Source organism: Marinoscillum sp. (genome assembly GCF_965229915.1).
Classification (GTDB): Bacteria; Bacteroidota; Bacteroidia; order Cytophagales; family Cyclobacteriaceae; genus Marinoscillum.
Genome location: NZ_CBDDJZ010000001.1, coordinates 2,779,214 through 2,796,273, shown reverse-complemented (window position 1 = coordinate 2,796,273; position 17,060 = coordinate 2,779,214). Strand labels below are relative to the sequence as shown.

Sequence of the window (17,060 nt, the reverse complement as noted above, 5' to 3'; positions counted from 1 at the left end):
ACCACCTATGAAAAATCTGGTCTTCATCACATGCCTCGTCTTGTTATTCTCATGTAGCAACAAAACTCAAAGCACCGAAGAAACTGCCACTGAGGAAGTCGCTGAAGAGGCTATGGAAGAAGTGGCTGAAGAAGCCGCGGAGGAGGAAGTGACAATTAGTGAAGATTATTATGATCTAAAAGAGCTGGATTGTAAAGTGGGCGAGTCGTTTAACCTAAAAAACATCTACCAGCTTACTCCACACGAGGTTGATCAGATAGATCAAGAGCCGTCCTACTATGGTTCCATCCTTAATTTGAGGTATCGATTTGATCAGGCTGTCAGAATGTGCCTGGATCAGAACGATTGGTCGGCGGATCAATACGATAGGTTATTCAATCCGAAAATTCAAGAAACCGGAAAAAGAGGAAGAACGGACCTCTTGCCAACGGTAGAACACGAAATGTATATGGTGCCTGCCTGGCTGCCTTCAGTGGTTTCGAATAAGCTGATCCCAAACCCAAATAGCTCTCAGTATAACGGAGTGGTATATCAGCGCATTTATGACTATTATCGAAATGAATTCAGAAAACTACATCTCGCCTATTTGCTACTAACTAGTTACTCTTCTTTTGAATATGAAATGCGACTATATGCTAATGCTGCACAGCGCGGTAGGTTCCTAAGTGATGGCAAAGTGCAGTTCTCTGATAATTACGATTCCTATTATCAGTTTTGGAGCCGATATATGGAACCTTACTGGTCAAAATTCGAATCAGTGTCTATTAATTCCAACATGCATCACTATTCCGCTTTTTGGTTGCGTAGAGGACTGGACGAATCAGCAGAAGAGCTGAATTCGTTACAGGAGAAAATCATTAACCTCTATGATCCCGAGTGGAAAAATGAGGTCAATGAATACTTTGGTAAACCGCTACCCAAAATCACTTTTGACACAACTGATTATGTAGACTTCATAGACGGAGGACAAGTCATTATCGAAACGGATAGTATCGAACAGTTTTATGAGCAAGCTGAAAACGGCATCCTTATCAAGTTTGATAACGGGAATTCCAGATTTTATGAGCAGGGTGATTATGGCGGGTTTTATATCAATTCCTACCTTCCAGAGTCCAATGCGTTGATCATCACACAGGAATCAGAATATCCCGAATCATTTTACTTAAGCCTGGATAATGGTGAACAAATGCAAATCGGTGGAGCCGTGACGGATCATTACATTTCACCGGATGGAAATTTTATTATTGCCAAATATGCTGATTTCGAAACTTCAGGAATGCTAATATATCAGCTCACCAATGATATGGCTAAGCTGATTTTTAATTCTGGTTACATCAAAACACCAGGAACACCAAGATGGCTAACTGACTCCAAGTTTGTGCTCCCACTGGAAATGGATGGCCAGCTGGTTTTTGATCTGACCATCTTTTAAAGCAAAAAGACCTCCTGTTTGAGGTCTTTTCAATTTCTAACCTATTGAGCACTCTTGTGTTTACTCCGCTCCTTGATGTTCTAGTTTCAATAAATCATTTACCGATTTTACAGGATTAAAGGTGATTGGTGGCACCTCCACAAAGATGGTGTTCCAATCCGCCATGGCTCCATTCCAAAGACCGGGTAATTCCTGAGCTTTCAAGTCTTTTCCATCTTTTGACTTCTGAGTGATGAAGCCCGTATCTGGATCACGGTATTTTAACAGATCAAACTTCTCACCATTCTTGTCTTTGAGCATGCACACCACGTCCACTGGATTGAAGTGCGTAGCTTGATTGAAAACAGCTTTTTGATCTTCAGTAGTCAGATCTATTTGTGCTGTTTCCACCACCTGAAGAGATTTCGAACCGTCCTTACCTTTGACCCAGAACGGCCCGCCGCCTGGATCACCATCACTTCTCACCATCCCACAAACCCGAAATGGTCGGTTTAGCTTTTCTTTGAGCAAGTGAACTCGTTCGCTATCTCCCAGATTGTTGAATGCGCTACCCGGTTCATATCCTAGTTCTGCCAGTAGGCCGGCAGCTTCTGAGAGTCCACTCCCTGATTGCAATGATTCCAGGGCACTGTTTATCCTGGCAGAGTATTTGAGCAAAATTCCAGCAATCACCTTCTTGTATTTGATGGTATCGTCTTTTAGGTGGTCCGGCACCACATTGTCAATATTTTTCAAGAAAACCACATCGGCATCTATGTCATTGAGGTTTTCCAGTAAGGCTCCGTGTCCTGCTGGCCGGAAAAGTAGTGACCCGTCTTCATTTCTAAACGGTTCATTGTTCATATCTACAGCGATCGTATCGGTAGACGGTTTTTGTACACTGTAAGATACTGCCACTTTCACCCCATATTCAGATTCATAGCTCGCTTTGATTTCTGATACGTGCTTTTCAAACCTAGCTTTATGATCCGGTGATACAGTGAAATGAATTTTGACATTGCCATCAGAGTCTTTTGCATATTGAGCTCCTTCCACAATGTGTTCCTCCACGGGGGTTCTGGAGGATTCACCATATTGATGAAAACGAAGCAGACCTTTGGGTAGGCTACCATAGTCCAGACCCTTCTCCAAAAGCAACACTTCTAGAATTTCTATGAATTTGCGTTTTACATGTGCCTCTTCCAGTGATTCTCCGGTGGCTTGTTTGTACGCATCTTTTAGGTCTTCATAAAAAGCGAAGCTTTCTAGCTTTTTGAAGAAGGTAAAAACAGAACCAGAAGATTGATCTGCTTTCATCTTTTCATAGTCGGATTCACTTCCCTTGTATTCATTTAGGAAAGCAAATAAGGTTTTGAACATTCGAGTTGCTGCGCCGGAAGCAGGTACAAATTTGACCAGGTCTATCTTCCCGAGATTGTTTTCGTAAAAGCTGATGTACTCTTCAGCTTCCTTATCAGATACCTCCATTATTCCGTTTTGAGCAGTTGCAGCTCTGGAAAGTTCTGTCGGTGGGAATCCGTTCTTAAATTTATCTATCTGATAGTTGACATCATTAAGGTCCAACTGGTGATCCGCAATTTGCTTTAAGTCTGATTCTGTAAACATTTCTTTATCTCGATTAAGTCCAATAGCTATCTAGTTCAACCAATAGTGCGATCAATGGTTGACAATCAGATGTTCTCTTTTCAATTATAGTGATTAATTTGAAGGGAAATGTAAATTGGAAGATGAATTCTTTATCTAGAAAAAGCTAGATTACATAGTTAGTACGTACTTATTTAATAACGACCAAACCTCCCGCCCATGAGTTCTGACTTAACAAATATCTCTCCGACTTTTTATGGAATCAGTATGGTGCCGAAAAACAAGTGGCGCGAATACGGATATGCATTGTTGACTATCGCTGGATCTGATGGGATAGTCAGTGATCCTGAGCTGGAATGGCTGACCCTGGATATGGCAAGAGAAGTAGGTGTAGATGAAGAAATAGTGGCCGATTGGGAAGAGTTTGATTTTGAATCTGCAGAACTTGACGAGTTATTCAACAGTTTCAATAGTTCTGCGCTGGCAGGATTTAACAAACTGTTGATCTATGATGCCATTAGGATGAGCTCCGCTGATGGCGATTATGCATTAGAGGAAAAAGAGCAGGTTCATGAAGCGGCTAGAATTCTGAAAGTGGCCCCGGAAGTAGTAATGGCTATAGAAGCGCTGGTCGAGTTAGAAAATGCCGCTAATAAACTACGATTGACGATTTTATAGCAACCAGAGGGAGGACCTTTTCCAGATCCTCCTACTGAAAACAATCCTTATCCATAAATTTCATTCAAGACCGCTGCCAGTCGAATGCCGGCTTGTAGCAAGCGTTGGTTGACCAGGTCAAGATGTTCATAATCGTAATCATATGCGATCTTCATATTCTCTGGCAATTCATAACACTCATTTCGTAATTGCTGAGATTCATAAATCCAGTCCATCAACTCATCGTTCTCCCACTTTTCCCGATTGGAGTCTGAAGCGTGATCTATCCAGTCTGCATATTCGGTGTAGGCATACTGCTGGCCATCAATGATTCCAGAGTCCCACACGCGATGCAGGTTAGAAGAACTCCAGAAATAGTCAAGTTTCACATCATTTCCTCCTTTGTCTTCACCATTGCCCACGTGTAGTGGCTGATGGATGTCGCCAATCAGATGTACCAAAAGCTTAAGGGTAAATGCCTCATCTCCTTCTGTGAATTTTTTTGTTCGCAGTTCTTCTGTGAATTTTTGAATGGCAACAATCGCGTCACCTTCTTCGGGAGTTCCTGCTTCCTCATAAGTTTGTCCATCAGGAATGGTGCAGTAATGCCAGGGAGCCATGTGGTCATAGCGGTCATCTGCTCGGATGAAATCCATGTAGTTGCTAACTTCAGCCAGCGTTTCATCCTTCAGTATTTTCTCAATTTGTTTTTTGGCTTTTTTCGATAAGTGACGTTCGGCTATCAGACCAATTACTCGATGACCAGTTTTACCCCAGGGAAGGGCTTGAAGTGTCAACGTCATCAAAAGAGCTAATGCTATTATTTTTTTCATGATGTGAAGATATAGGTACCAGCACTTTTAGAATAGCAAAATGTAGTTAAGAAATAATGAAAGGTGATAAGTGGTGTATATCCGGAATAAAGAAAAGGCGCCGTACCGAGAGTACAAGCGCCTTTATCACCAACCTAACCTAAAAAGTAATGTATGTCTAAAACGACAAATGTCTTGTTTATTGTATTTTAATATACTGATTATTTCTAAGAATGTTTCAAAAATATCTTTAAAAAATTCATTTATAAGTTACAATTAGTCTCCAATAGAGCATTTTGAGCATTTTCCAGAACTCCTTTCCTCAATTGCTGTTTGTCTAACGTAGTTCAGTACCAGATTCGTGTACTTTTGCATCTTTAATCGCAATTCGTGGAAGCAGGAGAAATACTAAAGCACTTTACATCCAGTGACATGATCCGAAGCATATCTGATTCGATCATGAAAAACCAAACGGTTCGGCTCAAGGGAATGGCTGGCAGCTTTGATGCGATCATGGCAGCTGCGCACGCCTCCTTGCAGAAGCAAACCAATATTTTTGTCTTGCATGACAAGGAGGAAGCACAGTACTTTCTCAATGACCTGAGAAACTTTCTTCCTGAGGATCAATTGCTTCTTTTTCCCAGTTCATACAAAAAGCCCTACCAGTTTGAAGAAACAGAAAATGCCAATATCCTACAGCGGGCAGAAGTTTTAAACCAGATCAATTCAAGTAACCGATCAGGTCATCAGATTATCACTTATCCTGATGCGCTTTATGAAAAAGTCATCAATAAAAGATCTTTGCAGGACAACACGTTCACCGCTACGGTTGGTGAACAGCTGAATATTGAATTTCTCACAGAGCTGCTTAATAGTTATGATTTTGAGCGAAGTGATTTCGTTTATGAGGCCGGGCAGTTTTCTGTTCGTGGTGGAATTATTGACATTTTCTCATTCGCACATGATTATCCATATAGGCTAGAGCTTTTTGGTGATGAAATTGAGAGCATCCGGGAATTCGATCCAGAAAGCCAACTCTCCAATAAATCTCTGGATGAGGTAACGCTCATTCCTAATGTGCAAACACGATTGCTTCGCGAAGAGCGACAATCATTCTTTGAGTTTGCACCAAAAAATACGGTGATCTGGATGAAGGATTATCGCGAGACATTGGACCTGATTGAAAAAGGATTCAACAAAGCGGTAGACTCTTTTGATCAAATCATGAAGGTGAGTGGATACACTCAAGTGGTATTCAAACCGGAAGATCTCTTTGATTCAGAAAAATCGTTTGACCTACTGCTGAAAAAATTTCATCGGGTGGAGTTTGGCAATAGATACTACCTAAAGCCAAATGACGAATTCAATCTGGGGATTCGACCACAGCCACATTTTCATAAAAACTTTGAGTTACTGGCAGAAGACTTGTACCAGTTTCAGGTAAAGGATTTTCAAAAGGTCATCACAGCCGAGTCCTTCAAGCAGCTGGAACGTCTAGAAAGTATTTTTAAAGAAATTAATCCCGAACTTCACTTCAAGGGGATTGGGGCATCTTTTCGCGAGGGATTTATTGATGATCATCATGAATTTGTCTGCTATACAGATCATCAAATCTTCGATCGTTTTCATCAGTACAAGGCGAAGGAAAAGTTTTCAAAATCCAAATCCCTCACCCTACGCGAGCTCAAGACTTTACAACCTGGTGATTATGTTGTACACATCGATTATGGAGTTGGTCGATTTGCAGGTTTGGACACGGTGGATGTTGGTGGAAATAAGCAGGAAGCCCTTCGGCTGATTTACAGAGATGACGACCTACTTTATGTGAGTGTGCACTCTCTCCATAAAGTTTCGAAGTATTCAAGCAAAGACAGTCAGCCACCATCGATCAACAAACTGGGTACGCAGGATTGGGACAACAAGAAAAAGAAGGTCAAGAAAAAGGTCAAGGACATAGCCAAGGACCTGATCAACCTCTATGCCAAACGTAAAGCGGCCCCTGGTTTCACTTTTCCAGAAGATACATATCTGCAAGCCGAGTTGGAGTCATCGTTTTTATACCAGGATACTCCGGATCAGGCACTGGCAACCGAAGATGTAAAGAAAGACATGGAGCAGGGCCACCCAATGGATCGTCTTGTCTGTGGTGATGTGGGATTTGGTAAAACCGAAATTGCAGTACGTGCAGCATTCAAAGCGGTGGATTCTGGCAAACAAGTGGCCGTTCTGGTACCCACCACCATTTTAGCCATGCAGCATTTCCACACATTTTCGAAGCGGTTGGAAGATTTTCCTGTCACGGTAGATTACATCAATCGCTTCAAAAGCACCAAAGACATCACAGAAGTCAAGAAAAAGGTCAAAGCAGGACATATCGATATTCTAATTGGAACACACCGAATTGTCAACAAAGACATTGAGTTCAAGGATTTGGGATTGATGATCATTGATGAAGAACAGAAGTTCGGAGTGAAGGTGAAGGAACGATTGAAGGAAATGCGGGTGAATGTGGATGCACTTACCCTTACAGCAACTCCAATACCAAGGACTTTGCACTTTTCACTAATGGGGGCCAGGGATTTATCGATCATTTCTACCCCACCACCAAACAGAAGACCCGTTACCACAGAAATTCATGAGTTCAACGAAGAAGTTATCCGGGACGCGGTGAGTCATGAGTTGAGAAGAGGCGGCCAGGTATTTATGGTCCACAACCGCGTGGGAGATATCGAGCAAATTGGCAACATCATTTTCCGTCTGGTTCCAGATGCGAAAATCGGGATTGCTCACGGACAAATGGACGGCAAACAACTAGAGAAAGTGATGCTCAAGTTCATTGAAGGCGAATACGATGTGTTGGTTTCTACTAACATCATCGAGTCTGGACTTGACATACCCAATGCCAACACCATCATCATCAACAGAGCCCACATGTTTGGCTTATCTGATCTTCACCAGATGCGTGGACGAGTCGGTCGCTCCAACACCAAGGCCTACTGCTACCTGCTGACACCTCCCACTTCTGCACTTTCATCGGATGCACGAAAAAGGTTGACTACTTTAGAAGAATTTTCAGATTTGGGTGATGGCTTCAAAGTAGCTATGCGGGATTTGGATATTCGAGGTGCTGGAAATTTGCTAGGTAGTGAACAAAGTGGATTTATCAACGACATGGGATTTGAAGTATATCACAAAATCCTCGATGAAGCCGTCAGCGAACTGAAAGAAACCGAATTCAAAGACCTCTTCGAAAATGAAATGGATCATCAAAAATTCCATGCTATTAAGGAAGAGTGTGTAATTGAGACCGATCTGGAAATTCTCATCCCTCAAGATTATGTGTCTAACATATCTGAACGACTGAATCTCTACTCCAGGATGGATAGTCTTGAAAATGATGAGGAACTCGAAGGGTTCATCAACGGAATGAAAGATCGATTTGGGCCATTGCCGGATGCTGTATCTGATTTGATGACCTCTGTGCGATTGCGTTGGGCAGCTGTCAGATTAGGATTTGAAAAAGTGACCATCAAAAACGGCATGATGCGCTGCTATCTATCCGATTCTAAAGATGAGGCATACTTCCAATCGGATGTTTTTGGTCAAATACTTCAATACGTACAGAGTCAACCTAGGCGATGTAACATGAAGGATATGAAGAAGAAACTCATCATTTCGGTGAAAGAAATCAACGATATAGAAGAGGGTTTACAGGTGTTAAATCACATGCATTCGACTGTAAGTGTGTGAATTATACCGAGGTTTACACAATAATTGTCTAATTTTCCTATTAATTGAATACAATAAGTTCAAAAGATCGGTCAAAAAGCCTATTTTTGAAATCATTGTATTTATTACTATTTTGGAGCGTTTCAAATAAAAGTAAAACAGGTTATGAAAAATTTGGTTAATGCGCTTACTGGCTCTGCATCGGTGTTAGCAGTAGCAGTAATGCTAAGTTCTTGTGGGTCTGGAACCCCTACAAGTTCTGCTCCCGGCAAGTACAGTACGACTACCGGGTTAGAGTTCAATGAAGAGGGAGGCTTTGTGGTGAATGACTTCAGTGGTCAGCCAGAAGGACCCAACCTGATCTTTATTGAAGGTGGAAGAACCGTTCTAGGTACTTTCGAAGAAGATGTCCTCAATTCCAACGACAATGTTGAGCGTGCTGTAACAGTTGCTTCATTCTACATGGATGAAACTGAAGTTGCTAATATCAACTGGTTGGAGTATGAGTTTTACATCAAACAAGACTCAGACGAATATTACTGGAAAAACAACCTTCCAGATACCACAGTGTGGGCTAAAGACCTTGCATTCAACGATTCATATGTGGATCATTACTACAGATATCCGGGTTTTAGATATTTCCCAGTAGTAGGTGTGAATTGGAGACAAGCCGTAAACTATTGTAAATGGAGAACCAGAGTGGTAAACATCAAACTAGCTGAAGATGCTGGATTGTATGATGAAGTTGCCAATGCAGGAGATCAGGCATTCGCTGGAGCTGAAGGTGATCCGGGAACTTCTGGAACTGATTTCCCGAGAATTCCATTGGAATCTGGCGTGGTTCTGCCTAACTATCGTCTCCCAACTGAAGCTGAGTGGGAATATGCTGCTCAAGCTCTTATCGGAACTCAGTGGTTAGATGAAAACCAAACACACAGAAGACTATATCCTTGGGATGGTCACGCACTCAGAAATCCTTATGGAAAGAGCATGGGTTACTTCCTTGCTAACTTCAAGAGAGGTCGAGGTGACTATGCAGGTATCGCTGGTAAGCTGAATGATGGGGCGATGATCCCGACATATGTTTACGATTATCCTCCAAATGACTTTGGTCTATACAACATGGCTGGAAACGTAAACGAATGGGTGCAGGATGTTTACCGTCCACTTTCTCACCAAATGGTTGAAGACATGAACCCTGTGAGAAGAGATGGTACTTTGGATCCAGAAACTGGATATGATGCAAGTTGGAATTTTATCGGAAATGAGCAACCATACACTGAGGAAGAATGGGTGGCCAATACCGGCCTCCAAAATTCTTATGATACCGAAAATCCTCCAATGAAGAGATTAAGAGTATACAAAGGTGGATCATGGGCTGATGTAGCCTATTGGTTGTCACCTGGTACTAGAAGATACTTGTTTGAAGATTCTGCAACATCAACGATTGGATTTAGATGTGCAATGATTCGGGCAGGTACCAATTATTAAGATAACCTGTTTTAATATTAGAAGCCGTTATGACGTCAAGTTGTAACGGCTTTTTTTTGCTAATACAATAAGGCGTAATCTATAAGTCCTTATTTCCCTGCTGCTAGAGTGATGATGTAAACTCCTGCAGCGCCGGACTCAACCAACAAAGACACCAACTCACCAATTGTTGCTCCTGTGGTGAGAACATCATCAACGATTGCTACATTCTTACCAGTCACTGCACCAGTTCTCTTTAATTTGTATACTGACTGCATATTTTTCCAGCGTTGTACTTTAGACTTTCGTGTTTGACTTACTGTATGTCGAGTGCGGATAGCAATATCTGATACTAATGGCCAACCCGTACTTCTTGAGATCCCTTCTCCAATTCGTTCACTCTGATTGAATCCACGCCTTGCCAGTTTGGATTTATGCAATGGTACTGGAATGATTAAGTCAATAGGCCAATTAGTTTTAGACAAATCGTGACCGTACCATTCGCCAATTAGTACACCAAACTCTGGTTGATTTTTGTACTTTATTTCATGAATGATTTTTTGAGCTACTCCTCCTTTGTTGAAAAATAAATAAGCCGCTGCTTTCTGAACTTTTGGCTCGAACACGAACTTCTTCATTAGAATATTGTCAGGTAGAGTATGGTAGTTGGTTTTTGGAAGAGAAAGTCTACATTTGAGACATAGGTAATTTTCCTGTTGTACCAGCGGTGTCTTGCAATCAATGCATACTGTCGGGAACAGTAGGTTCACAAAGTCGGCGGAAATACTCTTTAGAAAGGCTGCGATTTTCACTTTACCAAGATACAATATTTCAAATAATGGTCTATCAGAAAGATCTTACACTAGAAAAAGACTGGAATCGGCTAATTAAAGGCCTTGAGAATCTCGTAGGGAAAAAACCCAAAGACCTGAATGCGGTTTTGTTCCTTATAGGCGTTCAGGAATTGGGTTTGGGAGCTAAAAATTTCGATAAAGAAGAGAAACAAGACCTCATGCACATCGCAGTTTGTAAAGTGTTGTCGCTTTCTGGCTATTATGAGCTCGATGGTATTGATGAAAATGGCTGGCCACATTGGAAATTGATCAAAGCGTTACCACATTTCGACCTTCTTGAACAGGAGAAATTATTGAAAATGCATATCCTTGAGTATTTTGAGAAGGAGATAGGTATCGATTAATCTAAAAGCCCGGCAATTCGTAAAAGGATTATATGTCAGCAAACAGTCTTAAAGAAAACATCATTAGATTCAAACGAAAGTTTCACGTGAACCAATTGATCCGTGGAAGTCTCATTTCTATCTTACTTTTCGGTGCTATTTGGCTGGTTATCAGTTTATTAGAGGGATACTTTTGGTTTAACCAACCCATTCGTCTTTCACTATTTGTCATTCTTGTTGGACTACTGCTTTACTTTCTTGCTTTTCGCATTGCTATCCCTATTCTAAGAATCATTCAGATTAATCGTGGCATTTCTGATCAGGAAGCTGCCAGGCTGATCGGTCTTCACTTTCCAGATATTGCAGACAAGCTGTTAAATTATTTGCAGCTCAACGATTCTTCACATAACGCGTCTTCACTAGTCTTTGCAGCGATCGAGCAAAAACAAAGTGAACTTAAAGTATTCGATTTTAAGGAAGCCGTTGATTTTAAAGTCAATAAGAAATATCTCTATTACCTCACAGCATTTGTCTTTTTCGTCTTTCTTGTTTCATTTGTTAGTCCAGGCCTGTTTAGTGAAAGCTCTTCACGTATTGTACAATTCAATAAAGCATTTGAGAAACCGGCTCCTTTCACTTATGATGTTAAGAGTGAATTGATTGCCTTCAAAGGTGACAGTTATGATCTTGAGGTATTACTAGAAGGTACAAGTATCCCAGATTACGTGATGTTAGTGTCTGACAATCAGCAGTTTAGAATGAATAAACAGTCTGGTGGTCGATTCATTTTTAGCTATCCCAGTCTCAATAAAAACAAGAATTTTTACTTCTCAGCCGCAGGATTTGATTCCAAAAATTATCACCTGGAAGTAATCAATAGACCCGAGCTTCGGGATTTATCTGTGACAGTAGATTATCCCGCCTACACTGGCCTTAATGATCAGCAGATTTCTAATACCGGTAGTTTTGTCGTTCCGGAGGGCAGCATGCTTTCCTGGGATATCAAGTCTTCTGATTCAGAAAAGGGATATTTTATCGTTGGCCAGGATTCAACACTAATGAAAACCACAAATTCTGGCTTTAGTATTGATAAGCGTATTACTAATTCGATGAAATATGAAATATCTCTGGCTAATGAGTATGCAACCAATAAATCTAGAATTCTATATGATATTTCAGTAATCAAGGATGAATCTCCCCAAATAGAAGTTACCTACCTACCTGATACCATTAGTTTCCGGTCCATCGTTTTCACGGGAAACATCCAGGATGATTATGGATTTACTAGCCTCAACCTATTCTTCAAACGAGGAAACGAGGAACAATTTAGGAAACTCAAGATACCTTATGACGCCAAACTAATCAATCAGCAGTTTTACTATCAATGGGATATTGACAGTATAGATTTGGCGGAAAATGAGTTTTTAGAAGTATATGCCGGTGTAATGGACAATGATGCCGTAAATGGATATAAATCAGCTTATTCACAGAAGTTTTATTTAAAAATGCCAAGTGAGGAAGAAGTAGAATCCATGATTTCAGAGAAAAGCAAGGAATCTGAAGATAACATGGACAATGCAGCAAGTAAAGCTGAAGAAATCAACAATCGCTTGAGAGATTTGGAAGATCGATTGAGAAATAAGAAAGATCTGGACTGGCAAGATGAAAAAATGATCAATGACCTAATCAAGGACAAAGAAAAGCTTGCCGAGGAAATTGAAAATTTGGCGGAACAGCATCAACAGCTTTTAGATAGCCAGAAAGAGTTTGGTAAACAAAGTCCAAAACTTCAAGAGAAAGCGAAACAACTTCAGAAGCTCATTGAAGATGTATTGGATCCAGAGACCAAAAAGCTATATGACGAGCTCCAAAAACTACTGAAAGAAAAAGGCGAAACAGATCAAGTACTGGAGGAGCTTTCCAAGATTCGGAACAATGAAAAAAACATGGAAAAAGAGCTTGAACGTGCATTAGAGCTATTCAAGCGATTAAAGCTCGAAACTGGTCTGGAACAAACGGCAGACAAATTAGAGAAGCTTAGTGAAAAACAAAACGAACTAGGTGATCAGACAAAGGCAGAAGCTGTACTGGATGAAGTGGATCCGAAAACAGAACAAGCCGATAACCAATCCGAATCTGAGTCCAGCGAGCAATCAAAACAATCCGAAGCTCAACGAAAGCAAGAAGAAATCAATCAGGAATTTCAGGAAATCCAAGAGCAACTTGACAGCTTGGAACAGTTGAATCAAGACTTGAAGAATCCTGAACCGATGGAAAACTTCAATCAGGACGAGCAGGACATCCAAGAAAAGCTTAATGAGATCCCTCAAGATCTTCAGAATCAGCAGAAACAAAAGGCCGGTCAAAAAATGAAAAACGCTGGCCAAAAAATGAAAAATATGGCGAGCAGCATGCAACAGATGCAAGCTGGGATGGAGATGACCATGATGCAGGAAAATATAGATCATCTAAGAGATATTCTTGACAATCTCATTAAACTGTCTTTTGCACAAGAAGAGATCATCGATGAGATTAAGGAAGTTGAGCAAATTGATCCTAGATTCATAGAACTATCCCAGGACCAACTCCAACTGATCAGTAACGCACAGGTTATAGAAGACAGTCTACTTTCTCTGGCGGAGCGTGTAGCACAGATCAGTACGTTTGTTACACGAGAAGTGGGAGAAATAAATCGGAATTTGGACAAAACCATGGAGGAATTACGCGACAGGAATAAAGGAAAGGCCGCTTCCTATCAGCAATTTGCCATGACTTCTATGAATAATCTGGCACTGCTACTGGATGACGTACTGGATCAAATGCAGATGGCCATGTCCGAGGCTATGGGTAATCCTCAAAAAGGAAAGGGTCAGAAACAATCGCTACCCAACATGTCTCAAATGCAGCAGCAATTAAGTGAGCAAATACAAGAACTGAAGAATAGTGGTAAATCAGGAAGGCAACTGTCGGAGGAGCTCGCAAAACTAGCTGCAGAGCAAGCAGAACTCCGTCAGCAACTTGAGCAAATGCAGCAGCAACTTGCCGGGCAACAACAGCCCGGTGAAGAGGGTGATGAAAATGGCGGGCAACAAGCAGGTGATAAATTGAGTAAGGCCATCGAACAAATGGAAGAAAATGAGGTGGATTTGGTCAACAAACGTCTTACTCAAGAATTAATAGATCGTCAGCAGGAGATTCTCACCCGTATGTTAGAAGCAGAAGAATCAATGCGTGAACAAAAAGAATCTCCAGAAAGAGAAGGTGAAACCGCATCTCCACAACAACGTAAACTACCTCCTGCAATCGAAGAATACTTGAAAGCGAAAAAAGAAGAAATTGAATTATTAAAAACAATACCTTTGGATTTAAATCCATTTTACAAAAAGGAAGTAAACGACTATTTTAGACGCTTAAGCGGAGACGAGCAATAATGGACAGCATACAAATACAGATTCCTTCACTCTCGGAAAACATTAGAATCATTGAGAGTTTTATTGACAATGCCAAAGAAAAATTTCACCTCGACGATGACATTTATGGCAATATCATGATCGCGGTAACCGAATCAGTCAACAACGCCATAGTTCACGGCAATCAAAAAGCATCTGACAAAAACGTCCTCCTAAAACTCAATGTAGACGAAAACACATTGAAATTTACCATCAGTGACGAAGGTCCAGGCTTTGACTATAACAATCTCCCTGATCCTACTTCACCTGAGAACCTGGACAAACCTGGAGGTAGAGGCATTTTCCTCATGAAGAACCTATGTGACGAAGTTTATTTCGAAGATGAAGGCAGAGCAGTTACACTAATCTTCTACCTGAATTAATGAATAGTATTCATTTCTTTGTTGAGGATGTTGATTTCGAACTAGCACATGAAGAGCAAATCTGTGGATGGCTCACCCATATAGCCACTGAACATCAACAAGAAATAGAAGCCATCAACTACATCATCTGCTCTGACGAATACTTACTAAATATCAATCAACAATATTTGGATCACGATTATTACACTGACATTATCACCTTTGATAATAGTGAACCAAGTGCTCCTATCCTATCAGACATCTTCATAAGCATCGATCGAGTGCGGGATAATGCTTCCCAACAGAGCATAGCATTTCTCACTGAATTTCACCGCGTGCTTATTCATGGTCTGCTCCACTTGATCGGATACAATGACAAACATGAGGATGAGCAAATCTTAATGAGGCAAAAAGAAGACGCCTGCTTATCTTTGCTAAAAATATAGTTCCACGTGGAACACCTTGTGGTGTTTCTGTGTTCGTTGGTCAACTGTTTCACGTGAAACCTTTTACTATCTATGTTTCCAGAATATGACGTAATTGTAGTAGGTGCAGGACATGCCGGCTGTGAAGCTGCTGCAGCTGCTGCCAATATGGGATCGACGGTCCTATTGGCTACTATGAATATGAATACCATTGCACAAATGTCCTGTAACCCCGCTATGGGTGGTGTAGCTAAAGGACAGATTGTGCGTGAGATTGATGCGCTTGGAGGATATTCAGGGATCATCTCTGATAAATCCATGATTCAGTTTCGCATGTTGAACCGTAGTAAAGGTCCTGCCATGTGGAGTCCACGTGTGCAGTCCGATCGTATGAGGTTTGCTGAAGAATGGAGAATGGCATTAGAACAAACTCCTAATGTCGATTTCTGGCAGGAAATGGTCACAGGTATTATTGTTAAAGACCATCGTGTAATAGGTGTACGAACAAGCCTCGGCTTAGAAATCAAAGCCAAATCTGTAGTGTTGACCAATGGTACGTTCCTTAATGGTCTTATACATATTGGTGAAAAGCAGTTCGGTGGTGGACGATCTGGTGAGCGTGCAGCTAAAGGAATAACCGAACAATTAATTGAGCTGGGATTTGAAAGCGGCAGGATGAAGACCGGTACTCCTCCAAGAGTAGATGGTCGGTCTCTCAATTACTCCCGGATGGAAGAACAGCTTGGAGATGAGGAGCCTCAAAAATTCTCTTATCTAGATACAACCACTCCTCTTCAGGAACAAAGGAGTTGCTATATCACGTATACCAGTCCTGAAGTTCATGAAGTCTTACAAACGGGATTTGACAAATCACCAATGTTCAATGGACGCATCAGAGGATTAGGTCCACGATATTGTCCATCCATTGAGGATAAAATCAATCGGTTTGCAGAAAGAGATCGTCATCAGATATTCGTAGAACCGGAAGGTTGGAATACCGTAGAAGTTTACGTTAATGGTTTTTCTACTTCCCTCCCTGAAGATGTACAGTACAAAGCACTCACTAAAATTGCTGGATTTGAGAACGCAAAGATGTTCAGACCTGGATATGCAATCGAATATGACTTCTTCCCTCCTACCCAGCTCAAGCAAACTCTAGAAACAAAGCTGATCGATAACCTCTATTTCGCAGGACAAATCAACGGCACAACAGGATATGAAGAGGCTGGATGTCAGGGTTTGATGGCTGGTATCAATGCTTCGCTTCAAGTCCAGGAAAAGAATCCATTTATACTCAATAGATCTGATGCCTACATTGGAGTATTGATAGATGATTTGATTAATAAAGGCACTAACGAGCCCTACCGCATGTTCACATCAAGAGCTGAATTCAGACTTCTTCTTCGTCAAGACAATGCGGACCTAAGACTTACTCCACTGGCTTATGAAATCGGTCTTGCTTCTGAACATCGCTATGAACTTACGATGAACAAAATGCATGAGACTAAACGTCTCATTAATGACTTAAAACAAAAGAAGCACAAGCCCGCTGATTTTAATCTCATGCTCGACTCTATTGATAGTGCACCTGTCAAAGACACATCTTCCCTGTATCAAGTTTTGAAGAGACCAGATATAACCATAGACAAGCTTGCCAGTATTGATCCTACATTTAAGGAATACATTCAGGACTACAACCGTGAGATTCTAGAACAAGCAGAAATTCAAATTAAATATGAAACTTACATAGCCAGAGAACGAGAGAACTCAGAAAAGATGGCTGCACTAGAAAATAGAAAAATCAATCCTGATTTTGATTACAGCCAAATCTCATCTTTATCATCTGAAGCAAAAGAAAAACTTCTTAAACTGAAACCTGCTACGCTTGGACAAGCTTCCAGAATATCTGGAGTTTCTGCCTCAGATGTGTCAATTCTAATGGTTTATCTAAATAAATAGCATG

Annotated in this window: 12 protein-coding genes; 9 read left to right on the top strand and 3 right to left on the bottom strand. The window is 41.0% G+C overall.

Annotation, left to right across the window (positions count from 1 at the left end):
* The first annotated feature begins 7 nt into the window (after positions 1 to 7).
* On the top strand, positions 8 to 1,432 hold the full coding sequence (locus ACO067_RS11960; protein WP_421874385.1) for a hypothetical protein: 1,425 nt from the start codon (positions 8 to 10) through the stop codon (positions 1,430 to 1,432).
* A gap of 60 nt (positions 1,433 to 1,492) precedes the next feature.
* Here ACO067_RS11960 and ACO067_RS11955 read toward each other — a convergent pair whose 3' ends face one another.
* Entirely contained in the window at positions 1,493 to 3,037 is a 1,545-nt protein-coding gene (locus ACO067_RS11955; protein WP_421874383.1) for a DUF4301 family protein, read from the bottom strand.
* A gap of 198 nt (positions 3,038 to 3,235) precedes the next feature.
* Here ACO067_RS11955 and ACO067_RS11950 point away from each other — a divergent pair, with 198 nt between their 5' ends.
* The gene (locus tag ACO067_RS11950) at positions 3,236 to 3,694 is read left to right on the top strand and encodes a hypothetical protein (RefSeq protein ID WP_421874381.1); all 459 of its coding nucleotides are present in this window, start codon (positions 3,236 to 3,238) and stop codon (positions 3,692 to 3,694) included.
* A 47-nt stretch (positions 3,695 to 3,741) separates the two neighbouring features.
* Here the strand turns inward: ACO067_RS11950 and ACO067_RS11945 are convergent, their stop codons facing one another.
* Positions 3,742 to 4,506 (bottom strand): S1/P1 nuclease, encoded by a 765-nt coding sequence (locus tag ACO067_RS11945; RefSeq protein ID WP_421874379.1) that lies wholly within the window; start codon positions 4,504 to 4,506, stop codon positions 3,742 to 3,744.
* A gap of 369 nt (positions 4,507 to 4,875) precedes the next feature.
* Here ACO067_RS11945 and mfd point away from each other — a divergent pair, with 369 nt between their 5' ends.
* A complete protein-coding gene (mfd, locus tag ACO067_RS11940; protein WP_421874376.1) occupies positions 4,876 to 8,235 on the top strand; it encodes a transcription-repair coupling factor in 3,360 nt (1,119 codons plus the stop codon).
* A gap of 144 nt (positions 8,236 to 8,379) precedes the next feature.
* The gene (gldJ, locus tag ACO067_RS11935; RefSeq protein ID WP_421874374.1) at positions 8,380 to 9,705 is read left to right on the top strand and encodes a gliding motility lipoprotein GldJ; all 1,326 of its coding nucleotides are present in this window, start codon (positions 8,380 to 8,382) and stop codon (positions 9,703 to 9,705) included.
* A gap of 89 nt (positions 9,706 to 9,794) precedes the next feature.
* On the opposite strand, the gene ACO067_RS11930 is transcribed toward gldJ, so the two are convergent.
* Positions 9,795 to 10,322, bottom strand: coding sequence for a ComF family protein (locus tag ACO067_RS11930; RefSeq protein ID WP_421874372.1), 528 nt, complete (start codon positions 10,320 to 10,322; stop codon positions 9,795 to 9,797).
* Between the two features lie 200 nt (positions 10,323 to 10,522).
* On the opposite strand from ACO067_RS11930, the gene ACO067_RS11925 reads away from it, so the two are divergent.
* The 5 genes from ACO067_RS11925 to mnmG all read left to right on the top strand — a co-directional run bounded on the left by ACO067_RS11925 (position 10,523) and on the right by mnmG (position 17,056).
* Positions 10,523 to 10,882, top strand: coding sequence for a hypothetical protein (locus ACO067_RS11925; RefSeq protein WP_421874370.1), 360 nt, complete (start codon positions 10,523 to 10,525; stop codon positions 10,880 to 10,882).
* A 32-nt stretch (positions 10,883 to 10,914) separates the two neighbouring features.
* Positions 10,915 to 14,292 (top strand): DUF4175 family protein, encoded by a 3,378-nt coding sequence (locus tag ACO067_RS11920; RefSeq protein ID WP_421874369.1) that lies wholly within the window; start codon positions 10,915 to 10,917, stop codon positions 14,290 to 14,292.
* Positions 14,292 to 14,693, top strand: a complete 402-nt coding sequence (locus ACO067_RS11915; RefSeq protein WP_421874367.1) for an ATP-binding protein — start codon at positions 14,292 to 14,294, stop codon at positions 14,691 to 14,693. Before ACO067_RS11920 ends, ACO067_RS11915 begins: the two co-directional genes overlap by 1 nt.
* Complete coding sequence (gene ybeY, locus ACO067_RS11910; protein ID WP_421874364.1) at positions 14,693 to 15,118, top strand: rRNA maturation RNase YbeY; 426 nt, start codon at positions 14,693 to 14,695, stop codon at positions 15,116 to 15,118. The genes ACO067_RS11915 and ybeY overlap by 1 nt, the downstream gene beginning before the upstream one ends.
* A gap of 72 nt (positions 15,119 to 15,190) precedes the next feature.
* Positions 15,191 to 17,056: a tRNA uridine-5-carboxymethylaminomethyl(34) synthesis enzyme MnmG gene (gene mnmG, locus ACO067_RS11905; RefSeq protein ID WP_421874362.1), complete on the top strand. Its 1,866-nt coding sequence runs from the start codon at positions 15,191 to 15,193 to the stop codon at positions 17,054 to 17,056.
* Positions 17,057 to 17,060 lie beyond the last annotated feature (4 nt).